Raw genomic sequence first — 16934 nt, 5'->3', positions numbered from 1 at the left:
GAGCAGCCACTCGCCTTTGGTTTTCAGGTTCGGGTGACTGTCTTGACTAAAGTATAGCATAGATTGGAAGATGGAACGCAAATCACTTGCTGTTGCCAACCCCCCACAAATTCGGGAGCGCGGCAGTCAGGGGAGCCGCCCCTCCCCACACAATGTTAAGAAATGTGGCGAAGTTTATATATTAATTGCAATTCTTCGCTCAGCGGTTCAACTGGCTGGCTCGGGGATGGTAGGATGGCTCATCCGCACTTAAAAACTCAACCCTCGATATTCAATATGCACGACAGAAATTCCAATAGCGATTGGGTAGGCGCTGCTGTCACCGCCGCTTTGGGAGCCGGGATTGTCACGTCCTTCGCCATCAGTCAAGGACAGCACCCCCTGATCGCTTTGGGGATTACGGGTTTGGCCGTAGCAATCGCCCTCGTCTGCCAGCGCTTGGGACTGGTTTGAGTCCGGTGCCAGAGCTCGCACCCGCTGGCTGCAATCCCGCCTCCCCACCTGAGGCGGGATTTTTTGCCGGCTCGCCGGTCGCCCCGCCACCCCCGGTGGCTTCTGGTGCCTCCCGTCCCCAGCGCGACAAGCAAAGCCCCTGCGGGATAAAGAATTCCCCATCACGCCACCCCTGCGCCCTATGGGGGAAAAGAGGGGTTTCACTCCACAAGGAAGACAGAGCTGGATATGATATGATGTAATAACTAGCAAGCCCTGTTTTACTTGTTGGCGCGGGTGCAGTTTTGATTCATCTCTATCAGGAATTGAACATTTAACCGCCGCTGATTATCCCCCCAGATCAAAGATTTAGGGGGAGTTAGTAGCAGAAAAGATGTAACACTATTTAGGGAAGTTCTTTATATAGATAAAAAACTATGGAGACCCTTGCCTATCTGGAACTAGCGGTCGCCCGCGAGAGAGAGGAAACCGCCGAAGCGATTCCTGCCTCCGGAGGTTTGAACTGGTTCCAGCGACTGAACAGGAAAAAGCCAGCCATCGGAGCCGCTATTCGCTGGGTGTCCGTGGCCTTGTCTGTGGGTCTTTTGAGTGTGACCGGCAGCGCCCTAGCAGCACTCCAGCGAGGCGATACCGGCGCTCAAGTGAGCGCTATCCAGGAAAGTCTAGCCGCCGCCGGCTACTACGACGGGCCAATAACTGGCTATTTTGGCTCCTTAACAGAAACCGCTGTGATTCGCTTTCAGCAAGCCAAGGGATTGCCAGCGGATGGAGTTGTGGGCAGAGAGACAGAAGTCGCACTGGGCGGTCAAAAACCGGCAGCGCCGAACCCGAACTCCACCCCAATTCCGAGCAGCCGCGCCCTCAAACAGGGCGACAGCGGTTCGGATGTCAAAGACTTGCAAACACGGTTGCAAGCCGCCGGCTACTATAACGGCCCGCTCACCAGCTATTTTGGCTCCCTGACCGAAGCAGGTGTCATCCGCTTCCAGCAAGATAAGGGACTCACCGCTAGCGGAATTGCCGATTCAGCCACACTCGCCGCACTGGCAAACCTTGGCCGGGCACCGGCTCCTGGCCCCAATATTCCTGGCCCCAGTGCGCCTAACCCCAACACCGGCGGCAGCCCCAGCGACCTCCTGCAGAAAGGCTCAACCGGCCTGCCGGTCAGTGACCTGCAGGCGGGGCTGCAACAGTTAAACTACTATGACGGGCCGGTGTATGGGTACTTTGACGCCCGCACTGAGGGATCTGTGATCCGCTTCCAGCGAGATTATGGATTGCGACCGGATGGGATTGTCGGCCAGCAAACCTGGAATGCGCTGCGGGTGGCTCTGGAGCCCCCGATGCCGACGCCGCCGCCTCCAGTCTCTCCCATCCCCAGTCCGAATGCCAGCAAGTCTAACGTGCTGGCTTTACAACAGCGGCTGAAAGACCTGGGCTTCTACAGGGGGCAATTAGATGGCAGCTTGAACTCTCAAACCCAGGCTGCAATTAAAGCCGCTCAAAAGCGTTACGGTGTCAGCAGTAAAGACATTTTAGTCAAACGGTTTTGACAGCGAGAAACTGGGTTTGTTCTGGGAAACTGAACAAACCCGGTTTCTTTTGACTGTTCGCCGGCGCTGCCGAAAGGAGCGAAAGATCGCGCAACAAAGAGGCTAGAAACGAGGTTTCTGTTTATAGCAGCAGCCACTTAGGTTAGGACGTAGGACAGGCGTCTCGCCTGTCCCACAGACCCAGCCGGCGCTACCGCAAGGAGCGAAACAGCACGCGACCGGGCAATTCTTCTTGCCCAATTCGGGCGTAAACCCGCAGGCAGGCGACAACTTCGCCGGGAATGCCACCACTGTCGAGTTCAAAATCATCTCTTGACAAATTGCACACATCGGCATATAATCCCGAAAGCTGGCGGAGACGCACGTCACAGCCGGCATTCAGCGCCCTCTCGGCGGCATGCTTGAGTGTGCGCCGCGATTCCAGCTGCAGCTTGCCCCACCAAGAGTCGCGCTCAGCCGGCGGTAAGAATACTAAAGAGTTGATTGCCTCGTCGAGATCGAGCCGGTGACGCAGCGCCAGCACGGGATCTGGATTCGCCTCCGTCTCTCGGTAGCGGCGGAAGCAGTCTGTCAGCGCCGCGATGTATTTAGACTGCTCTTCCAGTGAGTTCAAAGATTTGACGCCGAAGCGATAAACCCTCTTAAAAGCGTGCTGCAAAGACGGCTCCAGCTCGATGAATTTTAAACAAACCGACACAACATCGGCGAGGAAAGACAGGTCCCCCTCCAGCGCTCCCTTTGCAATTCGCGCATCGTTTGGAACGCTTGCGGACAAACAAAGCCCCCTAGCTATGACAGAGCCGGTGAGCCCTGGGTAAAGAATTTCGTCGCGACTGAAAGGAACTTTGAGGGAGAAGTTAGTGTCTGGTTTCGCATCGGCTTCCTGCGCTAGGGCGAGAGCGCGTTCCCGCCAAGACTTCGCCAAAGTTTCTGGAACGCGGAGCAACTTTCGCTGAATTTCCCCCCACAAATCCGAGTCGGTGCTGCTTTGAAGTTGGAAATCTCCCAGATAGGAGCGCAGTTCCAGATCGGAAACAAAAGCATCGCGGAGACGGTTCAGCAATCGCGATACTGCCGGTTTTGTCTGCGGTGCCGGCTCTAACACCTCCCAGGGGTAATCATCCTTTGGGGGGAAAAGAATATTCTCAGTTGGCGGTTTTTGTGGGGATGCCGGTGCCAATAACTGCTCCAATTCGCTCAGCAGAGCCGCGCAGGCGCTCGCTCCTGGATCTGAGGCATATTCTGCCAGCGCTACCTTTAAAGAAGCCTGCAGCCCGTGCAAGCCAAACCGCAGTGTGCGGGCTAAATCTGAACTGTCTATTTCTAATAGCTTGCGCAGGTCCTGCATGAATATCTCCTCCAGGTTTTAGTTTGGCTTGCCGTGGGCTTTATATAGCGGTTATAAATGATTTGTGAGAGCGGGTCCAGAAACCCGGTTTCTTTGAGAAACCGGGTTTCTACCTTTTCACAGCTCAAATATAAACGCTATATTATAATCGCTACAGTAGGGGCGGTCGTGCCGCACCGCCCCTACGGAAAGCAAAACAGGGATTTTCAATTAATGTTTGCCGCAAAACGGGTCGCGCTTTTGATCAATATCATTGGGTTGCAACTCCAGTTCAGCGCGAAAAACACATCCCTCTTGCTCTTTGAGGACTTCCGCCCTGTCGGATGTCCAGTAGGGCACCTCACCGAGGTGCAGCCGCAGAATGCCTCTGTCGTCGAGAGTGACGTAATATTTGCAAATGTACTCCGTTTTGCCGTCAGGCCGGCTCAATTGGCCAATTTCGATCCAGGGGTCGGTTTTCCCCTTGCGGAAATAGAAAGCCTGCTTGCCACTGCGGGGGAACTCAGGTAAGGGAGCGCTGATTAAACCCTTTCCTTGCTGTTTGTCTTCATAGCGAAAATCTTTGAGAGACTCGCTGTAGTCCAAGCCGGCTTCAAAGACTAAATGCTCGGCATCAGTCTGGTGAGCCGTGGCGCTTTCTTGAACATGGATCGCAATATCGCCGGCCAACTTGTCATCAACAATCACTGCTGCCGGTCCGAGCGCTTTTTTCATATCCAGACTGGGTGCGCCGGCAGCCATGAAGTAATGGGGATTTCCCCGGCAAAGCAGCAGGCTGAACCCCAGCTTGTGGTCAATCTCAAATTGGATTTTGATTTGGTCGCGAAACTCAAACTCGTTCATTCCCAGTCGCTCCGCCAGCGCTTTGCCATTGAAGCTCCCCCAGAGCTGCGGGGTCATGTCCTTATAGTCCTGACGTTTGATGATACTCGATAAAGAAGCTCCCCGCCACGGACTGCGAACCTTCGCCACTGCATCGCCAGGAGCGAGTTGATACAGTTCTTGACCGGCATGAAAAATTGTTTCTCCCGCCCCAATCGTTTCCAGGATAAACGAGCAGGGCAGATAATAAAACAAGTTTTTGACATCAATGTAGAGTTGGTTCGCCCCCTTGCGCAGCATGGACTTGGACTCTTTGGGGTCAAAAATCAGCCGCCGCAGCTTTTCGGCGTAGCACGCGCCCGCCGAGGTGGCTAGCTTGGTAAATTCCGGAACAAAGGTAATCCGTTCCTCATTCCATACGAAATACTTGGACTTGCTAAATTCCTGGTAAATCTCATCTTTGACCAGGGATAGATTGCAGGTTTTTCCAGACAAAATTAACCAATCGACTTTTTCTGTGCTAGAATCAGGGTTGCCTTCATCCGACTTGCCCAACCTGTTCTCCATCAGTCCTTTGGCGATGCCGATCGCTTCCTTGACAGCTGGAGCAGCAGCCCGCTCAAATTGCTCCCTATTTAGCTCCACGCGCAGGCTATTCGGGTCATTGGGCGAAACTTTAATGTCGCTTTGTGCCAGCAGTTCAGATATTTCCGGCTCGGAGAGGACAAAGGTAGTTTCGGGGTGAGAGTTTTGGCCCAATTTGAGTTTGGCATCCTCAGCATGAGCCCAGAGCGTGTAAAAGGTTTGCAGGCGAGAGGGATATTGTTTCCCGCGAGTGGGCAGCACTTTCTCCGCATCATCCAGGGCGTCGTTGCAGGCGGGGTCGCTTTCCGGGTAGAGGTTTTCCTTGTCCACGCATTCCAAAAGCTTGCCTTTCTGGAATTTGCCCATTACCAAGAAGCGATCGTTTAAATTCCTGGTTACATCCTCCAGCTTTTCGCTTTCCAGGCGACCTTCCGTAACGGCGGTCAGGAGACAGTCGGCTATGGCAGCTTTCAGCAGCTGAAAGATGCGCAGCGTGATTAACTCGCCGCCCAACTGCAAATGACCAGAAGAGCCAAGCAGTTTTGGAGTCAGGACATAGTAGCGCCCCCCAAGACCTCGGTCTTCATTTTTCTCAAACGGGTCTATCTCTTCCAGGGTCAGGCTCATCAAAGCGATATCAGTCGTTCCGCCACCGATATCCAAAACCAGCACATTTTGCGACCATTTATCCGCCTGCCGGTGACAGCGGGTTTTGAAGGACTCGATCCCGATATTCAAATCACCGCCGAATTCTCGCCACAGGAAAAAGATTGCCACAGAAACCGCCTCATCGTAAGCGGTTTGCACGTCCGGGATGCCCAGGTTCTTGACAAGCTGCTCGACAGACCGGCGCACCATTGGTGGGGCAATAGTGGGATAAGTGACCACTGCAGTGCTGAACCGCCCCTCAGCGAACCGCCCCGGATTTTGCTTGCGGCACTCTTCGGTTAACTCGATGAGATGAGCCCAGGCAGCTTGGATGAGCTGGTTGATGTGAATGGTGTCCTCTTGTCCATTCAGAGTGACTTTGAGGAAGCGCTCCTGGCCAAAGTAGCGTTTGGGGGAGTGGTGGAACTTTCCTATAATCTCGTTTACGGAACTGCTCGCACCCTCTGCGATGGCGTTAAATCTGTTCTGTTTGACTCGCTCCCCCATCAACACCCTCAAGGGATTCTCCAGACTGAGGATTTGTAACTCGCTGGGAATTTCAATAGCGCGGCGCAAGAGGTCAAGCTCTACCGATATCAGACTTTGCCACTCCAGAGGCGGGATGCGAAACGCTTCGTGGAAGATTTTATTCAGCCGAATTCTTGCGGCGCGGCGGAACATCTCGCTGCGGCTGCCCAAACAGAGTTCGATCTGGCGGATAGCTTCCAGCAAACGGGAACTCGTCCCTTGGGAAAAAATATCGCCCAACCGGCTTGAATCTTCTATCTCCAGGTTTTTGCTAACTTCAGCCAGAAAGTTTTCCCATTCGCTGGCGCTCGCGCTCGGCAACGCAGCAGCCGCTGGCTCCCTCACCCATTGCGCTAACCGCTGGCGCAACCTCAGTTCCTGCTCCTTTGGCAAACTGTCCGGCGGAGAAACCACTTTGGGATCGAAAAGCGTCACCGTCGAGTTCGAGGTGCCAAAATCGACAGCGAACCAGCCAGGAAAACTGATCTGGCTTACTTGTGGCTGATTCATTTGAGACTGGGGATCGCTAGCAGAAATAGGGGGATTTGGTTCCACCGCCGGTGCTTCAGGCTGTGGGGAGGCTTCCGGCGTCAGCAGGAGGCAGGTCGCAGCAATATTCTTCCGCACAGATAGGAGCGGATTGCCCTCGGCGTCGGAATCAAAATATTCCACAACAGCCTGCAACGTACACTTAACATCCCCACCCAAAGGTTGATTCAGCCGGCACTCAGATTGCCTCAATCGCTGCGGGCTGTAAATTTTGATAGCGGTGGGAGAGCTAAATTCAGGATAGGCGGACTGAATCAGCGCCGCCAGCGCTGGCGGCGTTCCCCTGACAGAACAAACAATCCGCGAAATATGGGGGAAATTGCTACCTCCCCCGGGAGCCAGTTCGATGGCGGGAAGCAGCAAAGTATTATCGTCACTGCTGACGGTACGCAGTATAAAACGAGGCACAAGCCGGATTTCAACAGGCATCTTATTTCCTTTGGGGCAAGTGAAATGGTTCAGGTTGGCTCTGAGTCAGAAATCGAGGCGATATGCGACAGACTTTTTAACCAGCTAGGAGCGGAACCCCTGGCTTCTCCATCCTCTGCAGCGACAGTCCTCAGCAACGCTTCATTCTGCAACAGCGCTTGCAGATTATTAATAATTTCACTCAGTAATTCTCCCAGCATGCTGTTCAGTAGCTGATTTCTCTCGCTCACATACTGGACAAGCTGCTGTCTGGCGCTAGCAATCATTTCATTTTGCAGCCGCAGCACCAGCATCAGGTGGTTGAACGGTCGAGGTTGAGTTTGGGTTTGACTGTCCCGCCCCCATTCAAAAGTTTGGCCACTCCTGCGGCTGTCGGTACGCGCCAGGGGAAATATTATTTCCGGGTTAATCGTGGGCGGACTGTTCTCTTGAAGTTCGCATTTTCTGAAGATGCCTTCCTGCCAGATTTGCGGCTGTTTAGCACCTCCAACGAGAATTTGCAATGGGCGGATGTTGGTGTTCGCCTCCCGGAGCTGCGCAAACAGCGGCTTCTGCTTTTCCGCCGGCAGGATTTCTTCCAGGTTAGTTCGCTCCTCCCGCACCTTGTGAGACAGTCCGCTCAACAAATCAGCGACAGCTTCTCGGACGCGATCGCGGGCAAATTTTTCCAGCTCTCTGACAGTTGTTTCAAAAGGCGGGTAAAAATCGTCGCTTTTGGTGGGTATGCCAATCTCTTCAGCCGCATCAAGATCGCGAAAAATTTCGTCTATTAAGCTGGTTGATTTTGGCAATCTGATGATGCCATTCTCAGTATTCTGAAACAGCAAATTCCACTTGTTCCACTGAGACATCCGAAAGGTAAGTTCGTCCCTGACTACCTCCGTGACGGCCACCCCCTGGCGGTTTTGCAGGGGCTTTTTGCCTAAATTATTTTGAAACTCCCTGTAGGTTTTCAGCAGGCTGTCGATGCTTTGGCGCAAGGTGTTAAACCCCGGGGTTTCTGCTGTCGGTATGCCTTGCTGGTGGATTTGCTCTACTATATTTTTCAGGCTCTCCTGCTGCTGGCGCAAAGCGCCGGCGGCGCGACGGGTGTCTTCATACAGTTGCTTGAGTCCGTGATCGGCTACGTGTTTCTGGAGCAATTCCCGCAATCTGCCAATACCGCCATCTTGCGCGAAATAACCCAGCTGTCGCCCCAGGGTGCTGCGCGAGTCAGATTCCTGCAGCCGTTCGCTCAATTTCCCCCACTTCTGGCGCAACCGTTTGGACTGATCCAAGTAACCGGGATAGTCCAGATTCGCCAAAAACTCTGGGGAGCCGGCTCTCACCGCACCGGCACGTTTTGCTAAGTCCGCCAGCCCCAACAGCGGCGACAGCAAAACAATCCGGTCTTTTTGGTTTGTAAACGCTTGAGCGCCGGCTAGGGTTGTTTTCAAAACCCGCAATTTTTCCAAAACGCTCTCTTCCGTCACCGGCTCGCCACCCAACTGTAAAATATCGTCAAAATAACCGTCCTCCCCAATCAATTCGTCCAGAATTTTTTCGCCCCCCTCATTTTGCAGGGGCAGTTCATCGAAGCGCCCCACGCCAACCAGGATGCGATCTTTCAAGTCCTGTCCGGGTTTGCGCTGCTGCATCATCGTGAAGATGCGATTGGCTCTATCCCCTCCCGGAGATTGGGCGTTGAGCAGGATCAAAATTGTCTGCACTTCTTCTAATTCGCGCAGGGACAAGAAGGTATCCCGAACTCCCGAATTTGCCGCTCCCAATCCGGGAAAATCCAGGAGAACGAATTCATTGACGCCTTTGACTGCAGAGAGATCCCAGATTTCCTTTGATACCTTGACCCACACCTCTATGCGGCGGATCAGGGGGAAGGTATTTTTCAATAACCAAGCCGTCAGATCCTTTGGCGGATTTTGCAATCGCGGCGGTGCCGGTGGCAAACTGTTGAAGCTGAGATTTTGAATGTCGGTTGCCGCATCAGCGAGCTGAAGCCCCTCCCGTGCCGTGGCGGCATCTATCTCGTAGCTCTTGCCGGTGATAGCAGCTTCGTAAGTGTTATAGGTGCGAGCAAATAATACCAGCTCCCGGAGCAAATAGCGCAGTTCCAAATTTTTGCTGCTGTTCCACGCTCCCTCGCAAAAGCTGAGCAAACCGTCCCAAACACCGGCGTCTTGAGGGTTCAAACTTTTCAGCGCCGCCAGCTGCTGTGATGGGAGTTGTGCCGCCACAGCCCGTTTTTCCGCTTCTTCTAGCATGAAGCGCAGACAGTCTTTAACGCCTTGCCGGTCGAGATACTCAACCTTAAATGCGTGCACTTGCGTCGTGTGTAAGCCGTCTTGCTGAGCGATGTGGATGGCGGTGACATTGCCGGTGGTGGGGTTGGCGCTGACCGGCAAAGCGTCCGCATAGCCAATCAAACTGCCCAGCAGCAAAGTTTTGCCGGCACTGAACTCTCCCATCACCCCGATTTTCACGGGGGAAGAAGCCTGTTCGACGGTTTTGTTGGCGGCATCCCGCAGGCGATCCAGACAGCCATCAAGGCTGGCTGGAACCCAGTTTTCTTGCAAAGACGGGCGCATTGGCACCGAGTCCAGTTTCTGGAGTACCGACTCCCCATATTCTTTAAATCGTCGCAGTTTGTCTGGTTCCATAGGGCTGTTTTTGCCTGACACAAACAGTATTTTACCTTAAAAATCAGGCGAGCAGAAGCTGGCGCGCCGCACCGGCTGTAAAGATTTATTACATGTATTCCCAGCAGAAGTGGGGTGCGTTCCTGGGGAACGCACCCTTTGAGCCGGCTGGCATAACGAAGATTGGTAGGGGGGCTCACCCGACAGTTTTATAGCAGTATGCATTTAGGTTAGGACATTAGATCGAGAGGGTCGGAGGGAACGCCTGCCCTACGCCTTTTTCCCTAGGTCACTGACGCCCTAACCAATATGACTGCTGCTATATTAGCTGCCGAACTTGGCGTGCCAGCCGGCTGCCGGTGGAACTCATTCAACCCACCTAATCCCATATCGTTGAACTGCCGCAATTCAGCTGTCAGTGCCCAATGCCCAATCCCCAGTGCCCAGTGCTCTCCCCCTACTTAGCTGAGAGACTCCAGATAGTCCCGCACGCGGTTGCGGCGTTTCGGCTGCCGCAATTTTGCCGACCTTTAGCCTGGGCTCCCCCACCCGGGGAGTAAGATCAGGGGAAGATGCTATCGGCCAAGCCATACCGGCGGCCCAGCTGGGTTTGGATGAAGCGGGCGAAACTTTGGGTGTGCCACCGGCTTGACTGGAGAAATTGCTGCCGCGCCGCTTCGGATTCAATCAGGCGTCCGGCACCTGAGCCGTAATCATTGCCTTTTTGTGGCCAGTTAATCATAAACCGATTCCCAGGCAGGCGTCCGTAATTGAGGAACTGTTCTGGGGTGTACCCATCCCAAGAGCCGGCAAACTGGTCGGGATTGTCCAGGGGTGGGGCGGGAATTTCGGGAGCTGCCTCACCGGCACCAAAATCCTGTATAATGACAACCCAGGTGGGTGCCTGCACGGGGTAGTTGTCGGTGAGGGCGCTGGCCGCTGCGGGAGCGCTCGGTTCGCCCCACTCGGATTGCAATTCCCAGCCCCATCGGTGGGGAACTTCCCCTAGGGCTAGTAAATCTCCGAGTTCCGTGGCGTCCAGGGTCAGTTGGGCCCGGACGGTGAAGTCGCTAAACCGGACGCCGGTGATGCGGTTTCCTTGCCGCAGGACTTCTTTGGGGTGACAGCCGGCAATCCAGTGCAAGTTGGGTTCGAGAGCGGCCCAGTCGGAAAAGATTTGGGCCCCGAGGCGGGGGTCGTATGTAAAAAAGCTGACCCAGGCGCTGTCCAAGCCGCCGGTCTGCCGCCGGTGGAGTTCGTGAAGGAAGGCACCCCAGATGCCGGTGTGAAAGGCGGCCAGTTCATGGCCATCGGGGGCGGAAACGCCGGCGGAGCTGAGCATGCCTCCCAGCCAGGGCCATTCACTGACTAAGATGGTTTTGGCCCCCCGGCGGGCGGCCTGGAGGGTGGCTGCGGTGCCGCCGGTGCCGCCACCAACGACTAAAATGTCAGCAGTCAATTCGTCGATCGCGGAAAATCTCTAGTGCAAAAATTTTTTAGTTTTGATAAAGTGTAGTGGCACTGGGTAAAACAAGAGGAGCATGAAAGCGCAGGTATTCAGAGGGGTCAATCAACTGAGCTATGAAGAGGTGCCGGTGCCGGAGATTGGGCCGGATGAGGTTCTGGTGCAAGTGCGGGTAGTGGGCCTATGCTAGTCGGATATTAAAAAAATTCGCTATCCTCTGTATGAGCCTCCGCGCATTTTTGGCCCCGAGACAGTTGGGACATTATTGTTTGAATGAGAATTCTTCGATGTGTGATGTTGATAAAAATATTACGATGGCGGCGGGGTTTGCGCCCAGCAGTGGCGGTTTGACCGAGTATGTGAAAGTGCCGGGCCCTATTGTGGCAAACGGGGGGTTGATTTCGATGCCCGATGGTGTGAGTTTTGAGCAGGCGAGTTTTGTCGAACCGACGAATTCCTGTCTGAAGGCGGTGAAAAAAGCTCAGGTAGCACCAGGAGAAACGGTGTTGGTGACGGGTGCTGGGCCAAGAATAATTTGAAACAATGGAACAAAAGATTGGTCTGAGGCAGGCATTGAACCTGTAAATCTGGAGAGAAAAGCATGGATTTATATAAAGACATTTTTTGAGAAGGGGAACGACTATTGGCAAAGGCTCTGTTGTGAGATAGGATTCAGCCGTCACAAAATATTTTTTTGTATTGGACAAGAGTAGCAGATAATCCAGAGAGCATTCTTCGAGAGATACCGGAAGATGAACGCTAAATTTTTAACATGGGAACAAGCAGTTGAGTGGTTGAAGTCTCAGCCCCAAAGGGAAAAATTGGTAAAAGCTTGTTATTACGACGATCCTTTACTTGCAGCAGCTCAACGATTTGCCGACAGTGAAGAATGGCAAGCTGTTTGCGAAGTGTTGCAGCCTTGGATGCCTGGAAAGGTGTTGGATATGGGTGCAGGAAATGGGATATCAAGTTATGCGTTTGCTAGTTCAGGATGTACAGTTACGGCCTTGGAACCAGATGCCAGTTTAACGGTGGGAGCTGGGGCGATTAGACAATTAGCTCAACAAGCTAATTTAAATATTATTGTAGAACAAACCTTCGCTGAAACTTTACCTTTTGCCGATGAAAGTTTTGATATAGTGCACTGTCGTCAGGTGTTACACCACGCGGCGAATCTGGGTCAGCTCTGTCGGGAGGCGACAAGAGTCTTACGTCCAGGTGGTGTATTTATAGCCACTCGCGAACACGTTATCTCTAAGCCAGAAGACTTGGAGGCTTTTCTCAGCTCTCATCCTCTGCATTCATTCTATGGGGGGGAGAATGCCTTCTTACTGGGAGAGTATTGTCGGGCGATAAGTGAAGCTGGACTGGTTTTGAGAAAGGTGTATGGGCCTTCGGAATCTGTCATCAATTATTTTCCTACAACCCGCTCGCAAAACCGAGAAAAAATAGCTGCCTGGTTAGAAAAATATCTGGGAAAATCCGTGGCAAACTGGCTGGCATCTCAAAGAAGTTTTGTATCTTTTGTTGGTCGCTTTCGTTCTTGGCTCGATAGAACGCCTGGTCGTCTTTACTCATTCGTTGCTCTTAAGCCATAAAAATTGTGAAAGCTGTTCTGATCACTGGTGTCACAGGATTTATCGGGAGATATGTGGCCCGTCAGTTTGCTGAAGCTGGCTGGTCAGTAGTGGGTTTGGGAACTCGTCCGCCGGAAAATGCACCCAAGCCAGATTTGTTATCTTATCATCCATTGGTTTTGCCCTCCACTGACTTAGCTGGTGTTGTGCGACAAGTGCAACCTCAGGTTTGCATTCACTGTGTTGGAAGAGCTTCAGTCGATATCTCAGTGATAGATCCAGCAGCAGACTTCAACGCCAGTGTTGCTGTTACATTTAATATTCTAGATAACCTGCGTCTATACGCTCCTAAATGTAAATTTATTTATCTTTCTAGTGCGGCTGTTTATGGCAACCCGGAGACTTTACCGATCAGGGAGAGCCAAAATCCCAATCCCATCTCTCCTTACGGGTTCCACAAGCTGATTTCTGAGCAGCTTTGTGCGGAGTTTTTCAAAGTTTATAATCTGCCAACTGCGATCGTTCGTATTTTTTCTGCTTATGGGCCAGGACTGCGGCGGCAAGTGCTCTGGGATATGTGTTACAAAGCGCTCACTCAAAACGTATTGCGATTAAGAGGAACTGGCGATGAGAGCCGGGATTTTATTCACGGTCGCGATGTGGCCAAAGCACTTTATATGCTGGCAGAAAAAGCTCCATGCGAAGCCGAAGTGTATAATTTTGCCAGTGGGATTGAGATAAAGATTAAGGAATTAGCGGATTTAGTGTTAGAGCAACTGAATGAAAATATTCCAGTAGAGTTTGACCGGCATCAAGCGGTGGGAAATCCAATTAACTGGCGTTCTGATGTTAGCAGGATTGCTCAAATAGGATTTACGCCTGAAGTGACGCTTGAGAGGGGCGTTAAGGTTTACGTTCAATGGTGTAGAGCGGAGATATTAGGATGGTAAAACCTTTGAGAATTGGCATTATTATGTCAGCCGATAAGACATGGATGGGAGGAGTAATCTACATTCATAACTTAGTTAAGGCGATAGCTTCCTTAGAACTGCCAGGTCTTGAGTTATACTTAATAGTTCCTTCAGACTCCGCTCCAGAAATTTATAATGAAATGCAGCCGTTTGTCAAGAAGCTATGTGTGGAAAAGGACTTGGCTGGAACTTTCTGGAATCAGGTTCAGTGGAAAATTTTAAGAAAAATTCCGTTTTTGTATGCCGGTGCTTTGTCTAAAATTGCCAAGCGAGAACAACTAGATTTTTTGTATCCAGTTAATGAAACTTATGGTTTATGCTGGGACTTACCTTGTGCCTGGGCCACTTGGATACCTGATTTTCAGCACAAATATTTACCTGAGTTTTTTTCGGAAAGAAAAATTAAACTTTGTGATTTTTACTTTAACTATATGGGGCATAATGCACCAGCTATTATTTTCAGCAGTCAAGTGGCGTTAGAAGATTTTAAAAGATTCTACCCAGGGGGTAAAGCTCAAACTTTCGTACTAAATTTTAGATCAGTTCCCTATCCCGAATGGTTTGTTTCCGATCCTATGGCAGTACAAGAGCAGTATAAACTGCCGGAACGCTTTTTTTTGGTAAGCAATCAATTCTGGGTTCATAAAAATCATAAAATTATTATCGAAGCTTTAGCTCTTCTTAAAAAAGAAAAGATTGAGCCAGTTATCGTTTGTACGGGGAATTTGAGAGATGGTCGCTTTCCGGGTTATGACAGGGAGCTCCTCGCATTAATTCAAAAATACGAATTAGACGAACAGGTAAAACTTATTGGTCTAATTCCCAGGATAGAGCAAATCCAGTTAATGAGGAGAGCGTTAGCTGTTATTCAGCCTTCACTATTTGAGGGGTGGAGTACAGTAGTTGAAGATGCACGTCTGCTGGGCAAAGCAATAATTCTCTCAGATATCCCAGTTCATCTGGAACAGAATCCCCCGCACGCTACTTTTTTTCGGCGCGATTCTCCGCAAGACCTGGCAGAAAAAATAAAACTTTTATTACCTGAACTCATTCCTGGGCCTGACTTTTCAAATGAGGAAAATGCCAGAAAAGTTAGTCAATATCAGAGACAAAGATATGGAGAAGAGTTCCTGGAAATTGTGCGAAGATTAAACAGTGTTCGCCACGAAAGCAAGAAGAAATGAGGGAGCTAATTCATCTGCATAACATCAAATTTTCTCGATAGTTTTTCTAAAAGTATGCCGCCTACTTTGTGTTTTCATACCGCAATTTTTGAGCTAGCTAAAAGTGTATTTTTCAAGCCTCACCTAGATTGAGTAGCGCGGGAATCTCACTCCCGCACTACAGACGATCAGATAGAGTGAAGCCTGTGACAGATTGTTTGGCTACTAGCCTCTATTTTCGCCTGACACAAACCCTATTTTACCTGAAAAATATGACGGCCTGAAGCTGGCGCGCCGCACCGGCTGTAAAGATTTATTACATTTCTTGCCAGCAGAAGTAGCGTTCCCCTTGGGGGGAACGCACCCAAAAAGCCGGCTTGCATAGCGAAGATTGGTAGGGGCGGGTTCACCCCACAGCTTTATTAACCACCGAGCTTGGCGTGCCAGCCGGCTGCCGGTGCAACCCATTCAACCTGCCTAATCCCATTTCGTTGAACTGCCACAATTCAGCTGTCAATGCCCAATGCCCAATGCGAGCGTGCCCAGTGCCCTCCCCCTACCTAGCTGAGAGACTCCAGATAGTCCCGCACGCGGTTGCGGCGTTTTGGCTGGCGCAATTTTTGCAGAGCTTTAGCCTCAATTTGGCGCACCCGTTCCCGAGACAAATCCAGAGCGCGACCAATTTCTGACAGAGAGTAAGGGTGGCCATCCCCCAAACCGAACCGCATTTGAATCACATCGCGCTCCCGACTGGTCAAATCAGCCAGCAATTGATTCAAGTCCCGGTGTAACGCTTCGTGCATCAGCATCTCTTCCGGAGACAGATCCGCAGTTTCCAGCAAATCCCCCAGTTCCGTATCTTTCTCTTTCCCCACCTTACTTTCCAGAGAGACAGCGCGGGGAACGCGCAACAAAACTTCTCGCACCTGACTGGTGGTCATATTGAGCTCGCCGGCAATATCATCCACAGTCGGAGTGCGACCTTTTTCTTGGGAAATCTTGCGCTGGGCTTTTTTAATTTTATTCAGCTTTTCCGTAATGTGCACCGGCAGCCTAATCGTGCGGCTCTGGGTAGCAATTGCGCGGGTAATGCCCTGACGAATCCACCAGTAAGCATAGGTGCTAAACCGGTATCCCCGCGTCGGGTCAAACTTCTCCACCGCCCGCTCCAAACCCAAAGTCCCCTCTTGGATCAGATCCAGCAGTTCCAATCCCCGATTTTGATACTTTTTCGCCACAGACACCACCAGGCGGAGGTTAGCCTTAATCATATGTTCCTTCGCCCGGATGCCTTCAGTTTGGACTAATTCCAGCTCCTCAACCGTCAGACCGGCAATTTCCGCCCACCGGCGCTTTCCCCCTGCCAAAATCGGCTTGAGATCGGAAGCCAGAACCCTTGCTTCAGCCGCCCAGCGCTCTAAAGAAGGGCGCAGCCCCAGCTGAGAAGCCAGCCTGTCTCCCGCCTCCATCAACTTGACATAGCGCTGAATCAGTTCATCCCCCTCAGCTGCTTTATTTCTCAACTCCAGCAGCCGTATGTAGCGCTGCACGTTTTGAGCTTCGGAGACTTCCTCATCGCGCCCCAGCAAGCGCACCCGACCAATCTCCTGGAGGTACAAGCGCACGAGGTCAGTGGTGCGGCGGTTGGCATTTTGCCCGAAGCTAACAGGGTCTGCATCCTCCATTTCCAGCTCAACCAACCCATCCTCGATTAGCTCAACATCGTCGGCGATGCCGTCTGGCTGAACGCCCGAGGCATTCAGTTGTTCGTCATAGTCTGTATCAGCGAAGAAGAAGGTTCCTGGCATAGCAATCGTCTCAGTTGATCTGGGTGACAATGAGGCTCGCGCATGCTGTCGCTCACGCTTATTATTCCCGCCCTTCAGAACGAGCAAACACTACTTACAGTTTCTTGACTGACTTAGGCTTGCCTGCGGCGCTGGTTTAGTTGGGCTGATGCTGCCTCTGATTCTAAATCCGCTTTAATTGAGCGACAGCTACTTAAGGCGACACCAATCTCGGTATCCAACCGCCATCCTGTCAGCAGTAAAGGGCTGGACTATTATCATGTCAATAGTATAGAAGCCCCCTCAGCATCAGGATGTGACCTCTGTTCGCTACTGTCGTTAATCTCCATCACTGCAGTTAAGTTATCTCGATCACTGCTTAAAACCGGCTCACCTGTTACCCTCACGGAAACAGCAGCC

12 protein-coding genes and 1 pseudogene are annotated in these 16934 nt (G+C 51.8%); 7 read left to right on the top strand and 6 right to left on the bottom strand.

From position 1 onward, the window contains the following. The first annotated feature begins 70 nt into the window (after positions 1–70). The 3 genes from OSC10802_RS48505 to OSC10802_RS38120 all read left to right on the top strand — a co-directional run bounded on the left by OSC10802_RS48505 (position 71) and on the right by OSC10802_RS38120 (position 2006). The gene (locus tag OSC10802_RS48505; protein ID WP_155967259.1) at positions 71–253 is read left to right on the top strand and encodes a hypothetical protein; all 183 of its coding nucleotides are present in this window, start codon (positions 71–73) and stop codon (positions 251–253) included. A 23-nt stretch (positions 254–276) separates the two neighbouring features. Then, positions 277–453 (top strand): hypothetical protein, encoded by a 177-nt coding sequence (locus OSC10802_RS52450; protein ID WP_198525030.1) that lies wholly within the window; start codon positions 277–279, stop codon positions 451–453. Positions 454–869: 416 nt separating this feature from the next. After that, entirely contained in the window at positions 870–2006 is a 1137-nt protein-coding gene (locus OSC10802_RS38120) for a peptidoglycan-binding domain-containing protein (protein WP_017714821.1), read from the top strand. Between the two features lie 190 nt (positions 2007–2196). Here the strand turns inward: OSC10802_RS38120 and OSC10802_RS0100515 are convergent, their stop codons facing one another. The 5 genes and pseudogenes from OSC10802_RS0100515 to OSC10802_RS38115 form a co-directional block, all read right to left on the bottom strand. After that, positions 2197–3354 carry a hypothetical protein gene (locus tag OSC10802_RS0100515; RefSeq protein WP_017714820.1) on the bottom strand — a complete coding sequence of 386 codons (1158 nt, stop codon included), beginning with the start codon at positions 3352–3354 and terminating at the stop codon, positions 2197–2199. Between the two features lie 210 nt (positions 3355–3564). Further along, the gene (locus tag OSC10802_RS0100510; RefSeq protein ID WP_017714819.1) at positions 3565–6915 is read right to left on the bottom strand and encodes an acetate and sugar kinases/Hsc70/actin family protein; all 3351 of its coding nucleotides are present in this window, start codon (positions 6913–6915) and stop codon (positions 3565–3567) included. Between the two features lie 29 nt (positions 6916–6944). After that, entirely contained in the window at positions 6945–9572 is a 2628-nt protein-coding gene (locus OSC10802_RS0100505) for a GTPase family protein (protein ID WP_017714818.1), read from the bottom strand. A gap of 36 nt (positions 9573–9608) precedes the next feature. Continuing rightward, positions 9609–9776, bottom strand: a complete 168-nt coding sequence (locus tag OSC10802_RS48500; protein ID WP_155967257.1) for a hypothetical protein — start codon at positions 9774–9776, stop codon at positions 9609–9611. A gap of 340 nt (positions 9777–10116) precedes the next feature. Then, positions 10117–11019 (bottom strand): annotated as a pseudogene (locus OSC10802_RS38115) (FAD-dependent oxidoreductase); the annotation flags it as partial. Positions 11020–11303: 284 nt separating this feature from the next. On the opposite strand from OSC10802_RS38115, the gene OSC10802_RS56270 reads away from it, so the two are divergent. The 4 genes from OSC10802_RS56270 (at position 11304) to OSC10802_RS0100475 (ending at position 14748) form a co-directional block, all read left to right on the top strand. Continuing rightward, complete coding sequence (locus OSC10802_RS56270; protein WP_026098046.1) at positions 11304–11555, top strand: MDR/zinc-dependent alcohol dehydrogenase-like family protein; 252 nt, start codon at positions 11304–11306, stop codon at positions 11553–11555. 213 nt (positions 11556–11768) lie between these two features. Then, the gene (locus OSC10802_RS0100485) at positions 11769–12614 is read left to right on the top strand and encodes a class I SAM-dependent methyltransferase (RefSeq protein WP_026098045.1); all 846 of its coding nucleotides are present in this window, start codon (positions 11769–11771) and stop codon (positions 12612–12614) included. A 5-nt stretch (positions 12615–12619) separates the two neighbouring features. Continuing rightward, positions 12620–13543, top strand: coding sequence for an NAD-dependent epimerase/dehydratase family protein (locus tag OSC10802_RS0100480; protein WP_017714815.1), 924 nt, complete (start codon positions 12620–12622; stop codon positions 13541–13543). Next, positions 13537–14748, top strand: coding sequence for a glycosyltransferase family 4 protein (locus OSC10802_RS0100475; RefSeq protein WP_026098044.1), 1212 nt, complete (start codon positions 13537–13539; stop codon positions 14746–14748). The genes OSC10802_RS0100480 and OSC10802_RS0100475 overlap by 7 nt, the downstream gene beginning before the upstream one ends. Before the next feature lie 539 nt (positions 14749–15287). Here OSC10802_RS0100475 and sigC read toward each other — a convergent pair. Beyond that, a complete protein-coding gene (gene sigC, locus OSC10802_RS0100470; RefSeq protein ID WP_017714813.1) occupies positions 15288–16535 on the bottom strand; it encodes an RNA polymerase sigma factor SigC in 1248 nt (415 codons plus the stop codon). Positions 16536–16934: the final 399 nt, after the last annotated feature.

This window comes from Kamptonema formosum PCC 10802, from assembly GCF_000332335.1.
Taxonomy (GTDB): domain Bacteria; phylum Cyanobacteriota; class Cyanobacteriia; order Cyanobacteriales; family Oscillatoriaceae; genus Oscillatoria.
Note: the sequence above shows the minus strand (reverse complement) of the source record. Positions and strands in the feature narration are given on the sequence as shown.

Excerpts from the sequence above, each read along its gene's own strand:
- OSC10802_RS52450 (WP_198525030.1), top strand. The coding sequence starts at position 277 with ATGCACGACAGAAATTCCAATAGCGATTGGGTAGGCGCTGCTGTCACC.
- OSC10802_RS0100515 (WP_017714820.1), bottom strand. The coding sequence starts at position 3,354 with ATGCAGGACCTGCGCAAGCTATTAGAAATAGACAGTTCAGATTTAGCC.
- OSC10802_RS0100505 (WP_017714818.1), bottom strand. The coding sequence starts at position 9,572 with ATGGAACCAGACAAACTGCGACGATTTAAAGAATATGGGGAGTCGGTA.
- sigC (WP_017714813.1), bottom strand. The coding sequence starts at position 16,535 with ATGCCAGGAACCTTCTTCTTCGCTGATACAGACTATGACGAACAACTG.
- OSC10802_RS56270 (WP_026098046.1), top strand. The coding sequence starts at position 11,304 with ATGTGTGATGTTGATAAAAATATTACGATGGCGGCGGGGTTTGCGCCC.
- OSC10802_RS48505 (WP_155967259.1), top strand. The coding sequence starts at position 71 with ATGGAACGCAAATCACTTGCTGTTGCCAACCCCCCACAAATTCGGGAG.
- OSC10802_RS38120 (WP_017714821.1), top strand. The coding sequence starts at position 870 with ATGGAGACCCTTGCCTATCTGGAACTAGCGGTCGCCCGCGAGAGAGAG.
- OSC10802_RS0100510 (WP_017714819.1), bottom strand. The coding sequence starts at position 6,915 with ATGCCTGTTGAAATCCGGCTTGTGCCTCGTTTTATACTGCGTACCGTC.
- OSC10802_RS0100475 (WP_026098044.1), top strand. The coding sequence starts at position 13,537 with ATGGTAAAACCTTTGAGAATTGGCATTATTATGTCAGCCGATAAGACA.
- OSC10802_RS0100485 (WP_026098045.1), top strand. The coding sequence starts at position 11,769 with ATGAACGCTAAATTTTTAACATGGGAACAAGCAGTTGAGTGGTTGAAG.
- OSC10802_RS48500 (WP_155967257.1), bottom strand. The coding sequence starts at position 9,776 with ATGCATACTGCTATAAAACTGTCGGGTGAGCCCCCCTACCAATCTTCG.